Annotated in this window: 12 protein-coding genes and 1 pseudogene; 9 read left to right on the forward strand and 4 right to left on the reverse strand. The window is 69.8% G+C overall.

The window, feature by feature from the left end; translation table 11 throughout:
- Nucleotides 1-226 precede the first annotated feature (226 nt).
- Nucleotides 227-2,491: a polyribonucleotide nucleotidyltransferase gene (locus E7742_RS05450; protein WP_137798025.1), complete on the forward strand. Its 2,265-nt coding sequence runs from the start codon at nucleotides 227-229 to the stop codon at nucleotides 2,489-2,491.
- A gap of 160 nt (nucleotides 2,492-2,651) precedes the next feature.
- A complete protein-coding gene (locus E7742_RS05455; RefSeq protein ID WP_137798026.1) occupies nucleotides 2,652-3,992 on the forward strand; it encodes a M16 family metallopeptidase in 1,341 nt (446 codons plus the stop codon).
- Between the two features lie 28 nt (nucleotides 3,993-4,020).
- On the opposite strand, the pseudogene E7742_RS05460 reads toward E7742_RS05455, so the two are convergent.
- A pseudogene (locus tag E7742_RS05460) lies at nucleotides 4,021-6,412 on the reverse strand (arylsulfatase).
- A gap of 262 nt (nucleotides 6,413-6,674) precedes the next feature.
- Between E7742_RS05460 and E7742_RS05465 the strand changes: the two are divergent.
- The 4 genes from E7742_RS05465 to E7742_RS05480 all read left to right on the forward strand — a co-directional run bounded on the left by E7742_RS05465 (nucleotide 6,675) and on the right by E7742_RS05480 (nucleotide 9,356).
- Entirely contained in the window at nucleotides 6,675-7,547 is an 873-nt protein-coding gene (locus E7742_RS05465) for an SAM-dependent methyltransferase (protein WP_137798027.1), read from the forward strand.
- Nucleotides 7,548-7,642: 95 nt separating this feature from the next.
- A complete protein-coding gene (dapB, locus tag E7742_RS05470; RefSeq protein ID WP_137798028.1) occupies nucleotides 7,643-8,401 on the forward strand; it encodes a 4-hydroxy-tetrahydrodipicolinate reductase in 759 nt (252 codons plus the stop codon).
- The gene (locus E7742_RS05475) at nucleotides 8,398-8,865 is read left to right on the forward strand and encodes a hypothetical protein (RefSeq protein ID WP_137798029.1); all 468 of its coding nucleotides are present in this window, start codon (nucleotides 8,398-8,400) and stop codon (nucleotides 8,863-8,865) included. The genes dapB and E7742_RS05475 overlap by 4 nt, the downstream gene beginning before the upstream one ends.
- 5 nt (nucleotides 8,866-8,870) lie before the next feature.
- On the forward strand, nucleotides 8,871-9,356 hold the full coding sequence (locus E7742_RS05480; protein WP_137798030.1) for a flavodoxin family protein: 486 nt from the start codon (nucleotides 8,871-8,873) through the stop codon (nucleotides 9,354-9,356).
- On the opposite strand, the gene E7742_RS05485 is transcribed toward E7742_RS05480, so the two are convergent.
- From E7742_RS05485 to E7742_RS05495, 3 genes are all read right to left on the reverse strand, one after another.
- On the reverse strand, nucleotides 9,357-10,016 hold the full coding sequence (locus E7742_RS05485) for a DUF3105 domain-containing protein (RefSeq protein WP_137798031.1): 660 nt from the start codon (nucleotides 10,014-10,016) through the stop codon (nucleotides 9,357-9,359).
- A 3-nt stretch (nucleotides 10,017-10,019) separates the two neighbouring features.
- Complete coding sequence (locus E7742_RS05490) at nucleotides 10,020-10,454, reverse strand: SRPBCC family protein (RefSeq protein ID WP_137798032.1); 435 nt, start codon at nucleotides 10,452-10,454, stop codon at nucleotides 10,020-10,022.
- A 108-nt stretch (nucleotides 10,455-10,562) separates the two neighbouring features.
- On the reverse strand, nucleotides 10,563-11,078 hold the full coding sequence (locus tag E7742_RS05495) for a hypothetical protein (protein WP_137798033.1): 516 nt from the start codon (nucleotides 11,076-11,078) through the stop codon (nucleotides 10,563-10,565).
- 153 nt (nucleotides 11,079-11,231) lie between these two features.
- On the opposite strand from E7742_RS05495, the gene thyX reads away from it, so the two are divergent.
- The 3 genes from thyX (at nucleotide 11,232) to E7742_RS05510 (ending at nucleotide 14,946) form a co-directional block, all read left to right on the forward strand.
- Entirely contained in the window at nucleotides 11,232-11,984 is a 753-nt protein-coding gene (thyX, locus tag E7742_RS05500; protein WP_137798034.1) for an FAD-dependent thymidylate synthase, read from the forward strand.
- 89 nt (nucleotides 11,985-12,073) lie between these two features.
- Nucleotides 12,074-12,982: a 4-hydroxy-tetrahydrodipicolinate synthase gene (gene dapA, locus E7742_RS05505; protein WP_137798035.1), complete on the forward strand. Its 909-nt coding sequence runs from the start codon at nucleotides 12,074-12,076 to the stop codon at nucleotides 12,980-12,982.
- Nucleotides 12,979-14,946 carry a ribonuclease J gene (locus tag E7742_RS05510; RefSeq protein ID WP_137798036.1) on the forward strand — a complete coding sequence of 656 codons (1,968 nt, stop codon included), beginning with the start codon at nucleotides 12,979-12,981 and terminating at the stop codon, nucleotides 14,944-14,946. Before dapA ends, E7742_RS05510 begins: the two co-directional genes overlap by 4 nt.
- The last annotated feature ends 10 nt before the right edge of the window (nucleotides 14,947-14,956 follow it).

A 14,956-nucleotide genomic window follows, 5' to 3' on the forward strand; every position in this document is an offset into this window, starting at 1 on the left:
TTAGACTGAGCCTCGTTGGCTATCGGTGTTTGCATCACCGGGGTGAGCACCACAGCCACCCGGCCCCGTAGCCGTGGCGTCGGTCTTCGGTAGTGGCCCTCCGGACGAGTTCCGGCTGGCTTCGATCGACGACCGCCTCCGCGCTGCCCGGGGTGAACAGCCGCGACCGCGACGGGCAAACGCCTGTGCGGAGCGGCAAAAGACGAGAGGGAAGAGAAGAGAAGCAATGACAGACAATTCCGCAGTAGAGGTCGAAGAGGGCGTGTTCGAGTCCACCGCCGTCATCGACAACGGGAGCTACGGCACCCGCACCATTCGTTTCGAGACCGGTCGCCTCGCGCAGCAGGCCGCCGGCGCCGTCGTCGCCTACCTGGACGACGAGACCATGCTGCTGTCGGCCACCTCGGCCAGCAAGCAGCCCAAGGAGCACTTCGACTTCTTCCCGCTGACGGTGGACGTCGAGGAGCGCATGTACGCCGCGGGCCGCATCCCCGGCTCGTTCTTCCGTCGTGAGGGTCGCCCCTCCACCGACGCGATCCTGACCTGCCGTCTAATCGACCGGCCGCTGCGCCCGTCGTTCGTCGACGGCCTCCGCAACGAGATCCAGGTCGTCGTCACGATCCTGAGCCTCGATCCCAAGGATCTGTACGACGTCGTCGCGATCAACGCGGCGTCCGCGTCCACGCAGATCGCCGGTCTGCCGTTCTCCGGCCCCGTCGGTGGCGTGCGTGTCGCGCTGATCACCTCGGAGGAGAACAAGAAGGGCCAGTGGGTCGCGTTCCCGACCGTCGAGCAGCTCGAGGGCGCCGTGTTCGACATGGTCGTCGCGGGCCGGGTCGTCGAGTCCGGTGACGTCGCCATCATGATGGTCGAGGCCGAGGCCACCGAGAACGTCATCAACCTGATCGACGGTGGCGCGCAGGCGCCCACCGAGGCGATCGTGGCCGAGGGCCTCGAGGCCGCCAAGCCGTTCATCGCGAGCCTGTGCGCCGCGCAGCAGGCGCTGGCCGAGAAGGCCGCCAAGCCCACCGGCGAGTACCCGCTGTTCCCGGCCTACCAGGACGACGTGTACGCCGCGGTCGAGGCTGCCGCCACCGAGAAGCTGTCGGCGGCGCTGTCCATCGCCGGCAAGCAGGAGCGCGACGACAAGACCGACGAGGTCAAGGTCGAGGTTCTCGAGCAGGTCGCCCCCCAGTTCGAGGGTCGCGAGAAGGAGATCGGCGCAGCGTTCCGCTCGCTGACCAAGAAGCTTGTGCGCCAGCGCATCCTGCGCGACCAGTTCCGCATCGACGGCCGTGGCATCACCGACATCCGGTCGCTGTCGGCCGAGGTCGCCGTGATCCCGCGGGCGCACGGCTCCGCGCTGTTCGAGCGTGGCGAGACCCAGATCATGGGCGTCACCACCCTCGACATGGTCAAGATGGCGCAGCAGATCGACTCGCTGGGCCCCGAGACCAGCAAGCGCTACATGCACCACTACAACTTCCCGCCGTACTCCACCGGTGAGACGGGCCGCGTCGGTTCGCCGAAGCGTCGCGAGATCGGCCACGGCGCCCTCGCCGAGCGTGCCCTGGTGCCGGTGCTCCCCAGCCAGGAGGAGTTCCCGTACGCGATCCGTCAGGTCTCGGAGGCGCTCAGCTCCAACGGTTCCACCTCGATGGGCTCGGTCTGTGCCTCGACCCTGTCGCTGCTGAACGCCGGTGTGCCGCTCAAGGCTCCGGTCGCCGGCATCGCGATGGGCCTCGTCTCCGACGAGGTCGACGGTGAGACCCGCTACGTGGCGCTCACCGACATCCTCGGTGCCGAGGACGCCTTCGGTGACATGGACTTCAAGGTCGCCGGTACCGCGAACTTCGTGACGGCTCTGCAGCTGGACACCAAGCTCGACGGCATCCCGTCGCAGGTCCTGGCCGGCGCGCTGAGCCAGGCCCACGATGCCCGCACCACGATCCTCGAGGTCATGGCCGAGGCGATCGACGCCCCGGACGAGATGAGCCCGTACGCGCCGCGCATCACGACCATCAAGGTGCCCGTGGACAAGATCGGTGAGGTCATCGGCCCCAAGGGCAAGATGATCAACTCGATCACCGAGGAGACCGGCGCCAACATCTCCATCGAGGACGACGGCACGGTCTACGTCGGTGCCGCGGACGGACCGTCCGCGCAGGCTGCGATCGACAAGATCAACGCCATCGCCAACCCGCAGCTGCCCAAGGTGGGCGAGCGCTTCCTCGGCACGGTCGTCAAGACCACCGCCTTCGGTGCGTTCGTCTCGCTGCTCCCGGGCCGCGACGGTCTGGTGCACATCTCGAAGCTGGGCAACGGCAAGCGCATCGCGAAGGTCGAGGACGTCGTGAACGTCGGCTCCAAGCTTCGCGTCGAGATCGCCGACATCGACAACCGCGGCAAGATCTCGCTGATCCCGGTCGACGACGACAACGCTGCCGCGGCGGCCGAGTCCGCCGAGACGGGCTCGGAGTCCGCCGAGTAGTCACCGCGTGACACTGTCTGCCCCGGCCCCGCACGGTTCGTCCGTGCGGGGCCGGGGTCGTGTCGCCGGTGTATCGTGGATCGACGTTCACCACCCTCCGGGATCTGTCCGGATCGATGTTCCGGACCGTGTCCGGACAAAAGGAAATACGAAGCGCCACATGGCTCATTCCCTTCGCGAGAAGCCCCAACGAGGCTCCGCTCTCGATACCCGCCCTCGCACCGGCGTGCAGCGTACGACGCTTCCCGGCGGCCTCCGGGTGGTCACCGAACACGTTCCCGGCGTCCGGTCCGCCTCGGTGGGCGTCTGGGTCGGCGTGGGCTCCCGCGACGAGCAGCCGTCCGTGGCCGGCGCCGCGCACTTCCTCGAGCACCTGCTGTTCAAGTCCACCCCCACCCGGTCGGCACTGGACATCGCGCAGATGATGGACGGGGTCGGCGGCGAACTCAACGCGTTCACCTCGAAGGAGCACACGTGCTTCTACGCGCACGTGCTCGACGACGACCTGCCCCTCGCGGTCGACCTCGTCAGCGACGTCGTGCTCCGCGGGCGCTGCCGGTCGGTCGACGTCGATGTCGAACGCCAGGTGGTGCTCGAAGAGATCGCGATGCGCGACGACGATCCCGAGGACCTGCTCGGTGACGCGTTCCTGACCGCGCTGTTCGGCGACCATCCGGTGGGCCGTCCGGTGATCGGAAGCATCGAGTCCATCGAGTCGATGACCCGCACCCAGCTGCACTCCTTCCACACGCGGCGCTACACCCCCGATCGCATGGTGGTCGCGGTCGCCGGAAACGTCGAGCACGACCACACCGTGGAGCTGGTGCGCCGGGCGTTCGCGGGACACCTGCACCGCGACCTCGAGCCCGCGCCGCGGCGCGAAGGCGCGATCCGAATGCGGACGGCGCCGACGCTGAGCCTGACCAAGCGCGACGGCGAGCAGGTCCACCTGGCGCTCGGCGTGCGCGCGTTCGGGCGGCACGAGGGACACCGGTGGCCGTTGTCGGTCCTCAACGCCGCCGTGGGCGGCGGTCTGAGCTCGCGCCTGTTCCAGGAGATCCGGGAGGAGCGCGGGTTGGCGTACTCGGTCTACTCCGGTGTCGACACCTTCGCCGACACGGGTGCGTTCTCGGTGTACGCGGGATGCCAGCCGGAAAATCTCGGCGAGGTCGCGACGCTCATCCGGGAGGTGCTCGCCAACGTGGCCACCGACGGCATCACCGACGCCGAGTGTGCCCGGGCCAAGGGATCGCTGCGCGGCTCTCTCGTGCTGGGCCTCGAGGATTCCGGCTCGCGGATGAACCGGATCGGGCGCAGCGAGCTCAATTACGGCAACCACCAGTCCATTTCGGAGACCCTGGCCCGCATCGACGAGGTCACCACCGACGAGGTCCGCGAGGTGGCGCGCGTGCTGCTGCAGCGGCCGTTCGCGGCGGCCGTGGTGGGGCCGTACCGGCGCAAGCGGGATCTGCCCGCGTCGGTGCGGGGGATCGTGGCCTAGCCCGACGCCGCGTGCCGGCAGCGCGCGTTCACTGCCGGTACATCGCGACGCGCAGGACGTCGGCCGGATCGAGCAGGTGGCCGTGGTCGTCGTCGCCGACGTCGATCCGTACCCAGTGGATCCGGTTGGTGCACGCGTTGTCGCCGGTCGGGTAGTCCTGGGTCACCGGCGACTGGCCGTCGCGGCCGACATCGGTGAACTCGTAGCCGAACCCGATGGGCTCGGTCCGTTCGATCCGGCCGGTGCCGACGGTCGACCCGTCGACCAGCAGTGTCACGGCGCCGCCCCGGCCCAGTCCGCCGCCGTCGTACGTGAACTCCACGCGCACCTGCCGGGAGCCGGCCGGCACCGGCCCGCTCCCGCGAACGTGTGTGCGGTGCAGCCCGAAAAAGTTGTAGCAGAAAGTAATTCGTCCGTCCTTGAAGTAGAACGACCAGCCGCCGGCGTGCCCGCCCAGGCTGAGGATCACGCCCTCGGCGCCGCCGTCCGGAACGTCGACCTGCGCGGTGAGCGTCCACGAGCGGTTGCGCCAGTTGAGGATGTGCATCTCGAGCAGTCCGCCCATTCCCGGCAGCAACACCTGACGCCGGCCCGGAACCAGGCTGGGCTTGCCGGAGATCTGCGGCAGGACCCGTTCGAAGCTGCGGTCGTCGAGCGGCAGCACGTTGTTGCGCGCCGCCCTCGATGAGGAACAGCCGTTGCAGCTGGTGCAGACGCTCGGGGTGTGCATCCGCGAGGTCACGGGCCTGGGTCCAGTCGGAGGCGCAGTCGTACAGCTCCCAGACATCGTCGTCGAACGCGATGCCGACGCTGCCCACCGTCTGCCACGGCGTCCGATGCTTGGTCACCGCCGCCCAGCCCCGGTGGTAGATGCCGCGGTTGCCGAGCATCTCGAAATACTGGGTCACGTGCCGGTCCGGTTCGTCGGCGCCGTCGAACGTGTAGCTCATGTCGGTGCCGTCGAAGGGGGCCTGGCGCACGCCCGCCACCGTCGACGGCGGTGGTAGGTGCGCCGCCGCGAGCACGGTGGGAACGATGTCCACGACGTGATGGAACTGGTGACGCAGCTCGCCGCGCGCGTCGAAACCGTGTGGCCAGTGCACGATCGTCCCGTTCCGGGTACCGCCCCAGTGCGAGGCAACCTGTTTGGTCCACTGGTAGGGCGTGTCCATCGCGTGCGCCCACCCGACCGCGTAGTGCGGGGACGATTCCGGTCCGCCGAGCTGGTCGATCCGGCTGCGCAGAAACTCCGGGGTCTCGAGCGCGGCCATGCCGTTGAGGCTGATCAGCTCGTTGAACGTGCCCTGGGGCGTCCCCTCCGCCGACGCGCCGTTGTCGCCGACGATGTAGAAGACGAGGGTGTCGTCGAGGGCGCCGAGCTCGGCGATCGCGTCCACCACCCGGCCCACCTGGTGGTCGGTGTGTTCCAGGAAGCCGGCGTAGTTCTCCATCTGGCGACGGAGCACCGGCAGCAGGGTCTCGTCCATGTCGTCCCACGCCGGGATCACGTCGTGGCGCGCGGTCAGCTCGGCTCCGGCCGGTACCACCCCCAGCTCCCGCTGGCGCGCGAAGATGCGCTCGCGCAACACGTCCCAGCCGTCGTCGAAGCGGCCGCGGTACTCGTCCGCCCATTCCTTCGGTACGTGGTGCGGGGCGTGGGTGGCGCCCGGCGCGAAGTAGAGGAAGAACGGTTTGTCGGGCGTGAGGGCCTTCTGTTGCCGCACCCACGCGACCGCCCGGTCGGCGAGGTCCTCGGTGAGGTGGTAGCCCTGCTCGGGCGTGCCCCACGGTTCGACGCGCCGGGTGCCCTCGTGCAGGGTGGGATACCACTGGTCCGTCTCGCCGCCGACGAAGCCGTAGAAGTACTCGAACCCGTTGCCGGGTGCCGGCCACCGGTCGAACGGACCCGCCGGGCTGGTCTCCCAGATCGGGACCTCGTGACACTTGCCGATGTGCGCCGACGCGTACCCGTTGAGGGTGAGGATCCGGGCCAACGGTGCGCAGGTGTCGGGGCGCACGGACGTGTACCCGGGCGCCGACGTCGCCATCTCGGTGATACCGCCCATTCCCACCCGGTGGTGATTGCGCCCGGTGAGCAGGGCCGCCCGGGTGGGGGAGCACAGCGCGGTCGTGTGGAAGCGGGTGTACTTCAGGCCGCCCTCGGCGAGGCGGTCGGCCGTGGGGGTCGAGATCGGCCCACCGAATGCGCTCGACGCGCCGAAGCCGACGTCGTCGAGCAGCACGATCATCACGTTCGGGGCCCCCGCGGGGGGACGTAGCGGCCGGATCGGTGGGAACCGCGCCTCGGGGTCCTTCGCGTCGTACAGGATGGGGCCGGTGTACGTCTCGGCCGGCACGGGCAGGATGTGCCGTTCCACGTCGCGGCGGTAGATGTCCTCGTGCGGATCCGTCGGGCCCATCGCCGGTGACCTCCTCGCGACGTGTGGACGGGCGGCGACCGGCGGGAACCGGCGCACCACCTGGCTCGACCGTACGTTCCCGCCGCCGTGTTCCGCAGGCGAATCCCGGCTTCCGTTCGCGGCGTCCGGGAGTAGCCTGGGGACTGACGCCGGCCGGACGACGAGGTGCTCCGCGGGTCGGGTCCGAGCCACGACGCACATTCGAGAGGCGTTGTGCGGCGGTCATTTTCCTTCGACGAGTCGCGGTCGGGCGAGGTGCGAGATGAGCGAACTGGCGGAATGGGACATCGTGACGGGGGTCGGGATCACCGCGCTCGGGGTGGCGGCGGGCAGAGCGATGGAGACGCACCGCGACGGGGGGCTCGTGTCGGACCCGTACGCGGAGGCATTCGTGAGGGCGGCGGCGACCCCCGTGCCGATGCCCACGCGTCTCGACGCGACCGACGAGCGCGAGATGCCGTGGACGTCCATGGCCGACTACATGGGTGTGCGGTCACGCTTCTTCGACGACTACTTCGCGGAGGTGGCCCGCGCGGGCGTCGACCAGGTGGTGCTGCTCGCGGCGGGACTGGATGTCCGGGCGTATCGGCTGGACTGGCCGGACGGGACGACCGTCTACGAACTCGACGCGCCCAAGGTGTTGTCGTTCAAGGACGACGTGCTCGCGCAACAGGGTGCCGCCCCGCGCGCCGACCGTCGGGTGGTGTCCGTGGACCTGCGCGAGGACTGGCGGGGGCCGTTGCGGGAGAAGGGCTTCGATCCGGGACGGCCGTCGGCGTGGTTGGCGGAGGGGTTGCTCCCGTTCCTGCCCAACGCCGCGAAGGAGAGGCTGTTCCGTTTCGTCTCCGAATTGTCCGCGCCCGGTAGCCGTTTCGAGGTGGAACACATCGACGACGTCCGCGGCATGCTGCAGGAGGAGTCGGCGCAACGCGCCCGCGACCTCTTCGGCGTGGACATCGAGACGCTGTGGCCGGACGACGGCCCGTTCGCGGCCGCGGCGTGGCTCGCCGACCACGAATGGGAGGTCGACGTCGTGCGCTCGTCCGAGGTCGCCGAACGGCTGGGGCGCACCCTCGACGGCCCCGACCACGACCCGGCGCGGTCGAGTGTGTTCGTCACCGCCGTCCGACTCTGACGACCCCGCGGCGGGTGCGGGATGCCGGGGGCCCGCACCGTAGGCTTACGTGGAGCACAGTCAGGGATGTACGGGATATTGGGCGGAGCGTGTACGTGACTTCAGCAGCACCCATCAGGGTCGGTGTTCTCGGCGCGAAGGGCAAGGTCGGCCGCGCGATGTGCGACGCGGTCGAGCAGGCCGACGACCTCGAACTGGTGGCGGGCGTCGACCACGGGGAGCGGATCGAGCACTTCGTGGACCAGCGGACGCAGGTCGTCATCGACTTCACGCACCCCGACGTCGTGATGGACAACCTGCACTTCCTGGTCTCGAACGGGATCCACGCCGTCGTGGGCACCACCGGTTTCGACGACGCGCGCCTGGCGCAGGTGCAGTCGTGGCTCGACGCGAACCCGGGTGTGGGAGTGCTGATCGCCCCGAACTTCGCGATCGGCGCGGTGCTGTCGATGCGGTTCGCCGCCGCGGCGGCCCGCTTCTTCGATTCGGTCGAGGTCATCGAGCTGCATCACCCGAACAAGGCGGACGCGCCGTCGGGCACGGCGTACCGGACCGCGGCGATGATCGCCGAGGCCCGTGAGAAGGCCGGCCGCGGCCCGAGTCCGGATGCCACCACCACCGAGCTCGAGGGCGCGCGCGGCGCCGACGTCAACGGTGTCCGGGTGCACTCGGTCCGGCTCGCCGGACTGGTCGCGCACCAGGAGGTGCTGCTCGGCACGCAGGGGGAGACGCTGACCATTCGGCACGACTCGATCGACCGCAACTCCTTCGCGCCGGGCGTGCTGCTCGGCGTGCGCGAGATCGCGCAGCGCCCGGGGCTGACCGTCGGAATCGACCCCCTGCTGGACCTGTGAAGAACCGGTCCACCCGTGTGGTCGTCGCGATCGCGGCGATCGTCGCGGCACTCGCGTTCTACTTCGTCCTGCTCGGGCAGCGTGGCATCGTCCTGATCCAGGACGGCCGGGCGGTGCCGGTGGTGCTGGGCATCGCGGTGCTGGTGCTGCCGTTCCTGGGCGTGTGGATGGTCGTGGCGACCATCCGGTCCGGACTGAGTCATCAGCATCTCGCGCGGCGCATCCACGACGAGGGGCTCGAGCTCGACGTCGCCGACCTTCCGCGCCGCCCGTCCGGCCGGATCGAGCGAGATGCGGCCGACACGCTGTTCGCCCAGGTCAAGCGGGAGTGGGAGGCCGATCCCGACAACTGGCGCAACTCGTACCGGCTGGCGCGCGCATACGACTACGCGGGTGACCGTGGCCGCGCCCGCGAGACGATGCGTCGCGCCGTGGCGCTCGAAAAACTCGAGCGGGAGAGCTGACCGCGGTGGCGCCCGGGTCGTCGGAGCAGGGCGGGAAGACCTTGCTGGTGGTCCACCACACGTCCTCGCCGGCGACGCGTGAGCTGCTCGAGTCGGTGCTGGCCGGGGCGCGTGATCCCGAGATCTCCGGCGTCACGGTGCGGTCGGTGCCGGCCCTGCACGCCACCGCCGTCGACGTGCTCGACGCCGACGGCTACGTGTTCGGGACCTCGGCGAACTTCGGGTACATGTCGGGCGCACTCAAACACTTCTTCGACACCGTCTACTACCCGTGCCTGGACGCCGTCGCCGGCCGCCCCTACGGGTTGTGGGTGCACGGGAACAACGACACCGCCGGCGCGGTCACGTCGGTCCGCAAGATCGTCACGGGCATGGAGTTGGCGCAGGCCGCGGAGATCGTCGAGATCACCGGGCCGCTCGACGCGTCGGTCCGCGAGCGGTGCTACGAACTGGGCGCCACCGTCGCGGTCACCGTCTCCGGGGGCCTCTGATCAGTTCACCGGGACCGTGTCCGGCGAGCCCGGATCCGGCGCGCCGGGCTGGAACGGCGGGGGATCGGCGGGATCGAACACCCCGGGCAACGTCGCACACGTCGCGCCGGGCTCGGGAAAGGTGTTGCGGTTGAGCCGAAGTGCGTCGACGAAGTGATCGATTCGCTCGTCGTCGACGTCATCGACGGCCAGCTGGTGCCCCCACGACTGCAGTGAAACCGGGACGGACAGATCGGGATACGGCGACAGCATCAGGTAGGGCCGCCCCTCGACGCGCTCGACCAGCGTCCGCAGGTCCGCGCCGGTGACGAGGTCGGGGTCGTACGTGATCCAGACCGCCCCGTGTTCGAGGGAGTGCACCGCGTTCTCGCTGCGGATCGCCCTGTCGTACACCGTCCCCGTGCACGTGGCCCACGCGGCGTCGTGCGGCCCGCCGAACGGGGGAGTCCGGTCGTACGCCACGCGCTGGTTCGCGCGCACGTGCGACGCGGCCGGGTACTCGACGACGGTGACGCCCTCGATGCGCAGCGAGGGGTCGGGTTCGGCCGCGGTCGGGACGAACGGATCGGCCACCGCCTCACCGTCGACGGTGTCGGCGCACCCCGCGGCGGCCAGGGCGATCACGGCCGCGACCACGGTCGCGCGGGCGCGGACGGCCACCGTCTACTTGCCGTCGACGAACTTGGTCAGGCCCTTGCTGGCGGTGTCGAGCGCCATGTTCCGGGCCTTCTTGAGCAGGAAGCCGGGCAGCGGGATCTTCGGGTCCACGGACAGTTCGAACGTGACGAGGGTGCCGTCACCCTTGGGAGTGAGGGTGTACGACCCGTCCTGGCTGTTCTGCTGCGCGCTCTCCACCAGCGTCCAGGACATCCGGTTGTCGCCGTCCCACGTGTAGTCGACGACCTGCTCGTCGTTGATCCCCATGACGGACACCGTCATTCGGACGCGGTTGGCGCGGCCGTCGGGATGCGTGCTCTCGACGACGACCTTCTTGTGAGCGGACGACCATTCCGGCAGGCGGTCCACGGCGGCGATCGCCGCCATGACGTCGGCCGGTGCGGCCTCGACCTCGAATTCCTTCGCCCCCGAAACCGCCATGCTCTCCACTCCTCTGCCGCGCGAACGATGAGAGGCAATTAGACCATCCCGCGGCCGTCGATTCCGGGAGGTCGCCGAGTCGGAGGTGCGGAGAACGCGCGCGGCGCTTCAGTTTCCGGGACGGCTCTTGCGCATCTGGTCGCGCAGCGCGCCCTGAACCGCTTGCGACACCCACGAATTGAGCGACATCCCGTCCTGCACTGCCGCCTCCTCCGCGCGGGCCTTGATCTGATCGACCAGTCGCAGCGTCACCCGGCTGATGTCGCCCGTGACGTCCTCCAGGGTTCGGTACGGGTCGCTCTTCGCGTGGGGGCCGGCCGTCGCGCCGGTGTCCTCCGGGTCGTCGCCGCCGTCCGTACCCGGTCCGTCGTCGCGGGTGGGGCGGCGGCGGGTGGACTCGACCGCGACGTCGGTGCCGTCGAAGCGGACGTGCAGTGTGCGGTCGCCCAACTCGTCGGAGGCCTCACGCGCAAAGTCGGACAGCGCCGAGACCAACATGAGCTGGGCCGACCGCTCCACGGCTCCCGCGAGCGCGTGCGCGATGCGTTGGGTGTTCTCGTCGCCGAGCGCGGAGGCGGCGGCCAGGTCGTCGCGCAGCCGGGCGGTGTATTCGGTGAGGTCCATGACGCCAGTGTGACGTCATGATGACGTCATTTCAAGGCGACGATGGCGTCACGGGACCCCCGTCGCCGCCGACAGGGTCCGGGGTGTGGACCGCTCGGGCGTCCGCGGCCCCTATATGGTGCGCAGACGAACGGACGACAGGAGGACGTCGAGGTGCGCAATGCGGTGCCGCTCAAAGTGCAACTGGTCGCGAAGACGGAGTTCGTGCCGCCCACGGACGTGCCGTGGGAGACCGACGCCGTCGGCGGCGAGGCGCTCGCCGAGTTCGCGGGCCGGGCGTGCTACCAGAGCTGGTCCAAGCCCAACCCGCGCACCGCGACCAACGCCGGGTACCTGCGCCACCTGCTCGAGGTGGGGCACCTGTCGGTGCTCGAGCACGGCACCGTCAGCTTCTACATCACCGGCATCTCCCGCTCCTGTACGCACGAGCTGATCCGGCACCGGCACTTCTCGTACTCGCAGCTGTCCCAGCGTTTCGTGCGTGAGAACGACTCCAACGTCGTGATCCCCCCGGCGATCGCCGGCGACGAGCGCCTCGAGGCGCTGTTCGCGAAGGCGACCGAGGCCAGCCGCAGCGCCTACACCGAACTGCTGGCGGCGCTCGAGGACAAGCTGGCCGACGTGCCCGGAGGCCCGATCCGGAACAAGCAGGCGCGTCAGGCGGCGCGGTCGGTGCTGCCCAACGCCACCGAGACCCGGGTCGTCGTGACCGGCAACTACCGCGCGTGGCGGCACTTCGTCGAGATGCGGGCCACCGAACACGCGGACGTCGAGATCCGCCGGGTCGCCGTCGAGTGCCTGCGGCAGCTCCGGCGCGCCGCGCCGAATGTCTTCGGCGACTTCGAAATCGTCACCCTCCCGGACGGCACCGAGGTCGCGACGAGCGAGTTCGACACGGTCGGCTGAACACGGCTGCGCCCGCCAGTGGCCCTGGCAGCGCCCGTGCGGTGCCGTCGTGTTCAGGTCCGCGGTACTGACCGGGTAGCCTTCTGACCATGACCTACGGTGATTCAGCTGCTTCCGTCGAGCGTCCGTTCGGCACCGTCCTCACTGCGATGGTGACCCCGTTCACCAAGGACGGCAAGCTGGACGTGGATGCCGGCGTGCGGCTGGCCGCCCACCTCGTCGACAACGGCTGCGACGGACTCGTGCTGGCCGGGACCACCGGCGAATCGCCCACCACCACCGAGAACGAGAAGCTCGAACTGCTGCGCGCCGTCGTCGCGGCGGTCGGTGACCGGGCCCGGATCGTCGCCGGCGCGGGCAGCAACGACACCGCGCACAGCGTCGAACTCGCGCGCGACGCCGCGCGCGCCGGGGCGCACGGCTTGCTGGTCGTCACGCCCTACTACTCGCGCCCCCCGCAGGCCGGTCTGTACGCGCACTTCACCGCCGTCGCCGACGCCACGGATCTGCCGGTGATGCTCTACGACATTCCACCGCGCTCCGTGGTACCCATCGAGACCGAGACCATTCGCCGTCTCGCCGAGCACCCCCGCATCGTGGCGGTCAAGGACGCCAAGGGCGACCTCAACGCGGGTGCCGAACTCATCGGCACCACCGACCTCGACTTCTTCTCGGGCGACGACCCGTTGAATCTGCCGTGGCTGTCGGTGGGCGCGATCGGCTTCGTCAGCGTCATCGGCCACCTGGTGCCGCAGCGCCTGCGCGCCCTGCACACCGCGTTCATGGAGGGGGACCTCGTGAAGGCCCGGGAGATCAACCTGAGTCTGGTGCCGGTCAACCGTTCGGTGGCCCGCCTCGGGGGTGTCAGCGCGTCCAAGGCCGGACTGCGGCTGCTGGGTCTGGACGTGGGGGAACCGCGACTACCGCAGGTGGCCCCCACCACGGAGCAGCTCGACATCCTGGCTGCCGAACTGCACGCCGCGGGGGTGCTGGCATGAGCCGTCCCGCCCGTCGTCGCAGCGCATCCCGTCAGGCCGGTCCGCCGATGAGTGATGCCGAACGCGCCCAGCGCACCGAGTCCGCGCCCACCCCGGCCGCGGAGCCCACCCCGGCTCCCGCTGCCGAGCCGACCGCCGCTCCGGCCGCCGAACCCGCCCCGGCTCCCGCCGCGGCCGGCAGCACCCGGGCACGGGAATCGTCCGCGAAGTCCGGCGGTAAGAGGTCCCAGTCCCGTCGATCGGGGCGGTCGAAGGCGCCGACGGTTCCGACCGCCGCCGACCCCACCGACCGGCTCGGCCTGCCGCCGAAGGCACCCAAGTCCGGTCTGCGCGTCGTCGCACTCGGCGGTATCGGCGAGATCGGTCGCAACATGACCGTGTTCGAGCACCAGGGCAAGCTGCTGATCGTCGACTGCGGTGTGCTGTTCCCCGAGGACCAGCAGCCCGGCGTGGACCTGATCCTGCCCGACTTCCGGTACATCGAGGACCGGATGGACGACGTCGAGGCGATCATCCTCACCCACGGCCACGAGGACCACATCGGTGCCGTGCCGTTCCTGCTGCGCCTGCGCCAGGACATCCCGATCGTCGGTGCGAAGTTCACGCTGGCGCTGGTCGCCGCGAAGTGCCGCGAGCACCGTCTGCGCCCCAACCTCGTGGAGGTCGTCGAGGGCGACAAGACCACGCACGGTCCGTTCGAGTGCGAGTACTTCGCGGTCAACCACTCCATTCCCGACGCGATCGCCGTCGCGATCCGCACGTCGGCCGGGGTGGTGCTGCACACCGGCGACATCAAGCTCGATCAGCTGCCGCTCGACGGCCGCCTCACCGACCTGGCCGGGTTCTCGCGCCTCGGCGACGAGGGCGTCGACCTGTTCCTCGTCGACTCGACCAACGCCGAGGTCCCGGGCTTCGTCACGCCCGAACGGGAGATCGGCGGTGTGCTCGACAACGTGATCGGCAAGGCCACCCAGCGGGTGATCGTCGCGTCGTTCGCCAGCCACGTGCACCGCATCCAGCAGGTCGTCGACGTCGCCAAGCGCTACAACCGGCGGGTGGCGTTCGTGGGCCGCTCGATGGTGCGCAACATGCAGATCGCGCAGGATCTCGGCTACCTGTCGGTGCCGGACGGGCTCGTCGTCGACATCGACACCGCCGCGAACCTGCCCGACGACAAACTGGTGCTGGTCTCCACCGGCTCGCAGGGTGAGCCGCTGTCGGCGCTGTCCCGGATGGCGCGCGGTGAGCACCGTCAGATCAACATCCGCGCCAACGACCTCGTCGTGTTGGCGTCGTCGCTGATCCCCGGCAACGAGAACTCGGTGTTCGCGGTCGTCAACGGGCTCGCCAAGCGCGGTGCCACCGTCGTCACGCAGCAGAACGCCAAGGTGCACGTCTCCGGTCACGCATCCGCCGGTGAACTGCTGTACCTGTACAACGCGGTGCGGCCCACCAACGCCATGCCGGTGCACGGTGAGTGGCGCCACCTGCGCGCCAACGCCGCGCTGGCCGAGGCGACCGGCGTGCCGAAGGACCGGATCGTTCTCGCCGAGGACGGCGTCGTCGTGGACATGGTCGACGGTCTCGCGGAGATCGTCGGACGCGTCCCCGTCGGACACGTGTACGTCGACGGCAACTCGGTCGGCGACGTCGGGCACTCGACCCTGTCGGACCGGCTCATCCTGGGCGAGGGCGGCTTCATCTCGATCTCCGTGGCCGTCGACACCGAGACCGGGCGCGCGGTGAGTGAACCCGAGGTCAGCGGCCGCGGATTCTCCGACGACCCGCAGGCGTTGTCGGAGGCCGCACGTCTCGTCGACAAGGTCCTCGGGGACCTCGCGGCGGAGGGCATCAACGACACCCACCGCATCGCCCAGGCCGTGCGCAGAGTGGTGGGACGCTGGGTGGCGGACAAGTATCGTCGTCGTCCGATGATCGTGCCGACCGTCATCGGGGTCCCGTAACCCCGGATCG

This window comes from Rhodococcus sp. SGAir0479, from assembly GCF_005484805.1.
In the GTDB taxonomy this organism is placed as follows: Bacteria; Actinomycetota; Actinomycetes; order Mycobacteriales; family Mycobacteriaceae; genus Prescottella.

What these genes read in the sequence shown, in the direction of transcription:
- E7742_RS05450 (WP_137798025.1), top strand. Translation starts at nt 227, where the DNA reads ATGACAGACAATTCCGCAGTAGAGGTCGAAGAGGGCGTGTTCGAGTCC.
- E7742_RS05490 (WP_137798032.1), bottom strand. Translation starts at nt 10,454, where the DNA reads ATGGCGGTTTCGGGGGCGAAGGAATTCGAGGTCGAGGCCGCACCGGCC.
- E7742_RS05455 (WP_137798026.1), top strand. Translation starts at nt 2,652, where the DNA reads ATGGCTCATTCCCTTCGCGAGAAGCCCCAACGAGGCTCCGCTCTCGAT.
- dapA (WP_137798035.1), top strand. Translation starts at nt 12,074, where the DNA reads ATGACCTACGGTGATTCAGCTGCTTCCGTCGAGCGTCCGTTCGGCACC.
- E7742_RS05510 (WP_137798036.1), top strand. Translation starts at nt 12,979, where the DNA reads ATGAGCCGTCCCGCCCGTCGTCGCAGCGCATCCCGTCAGGCCGGTCCG.
- E7742_RS05495 (WP_137798033.1), bottom strand. Translation starts at nt 11,078, where the DNA reads ATGGACCTCACCGAATACACCGCCCGGCTGCGCGACGACCTGGCCGCC.
- E7742_RS05465 (WP_137798027.1), top strand. Translation starts at nt 6,675, where the DNA reads ATGAGCGAACTGGCGGAATGGGACATCGTGACGGGGGTCGGGATCACC.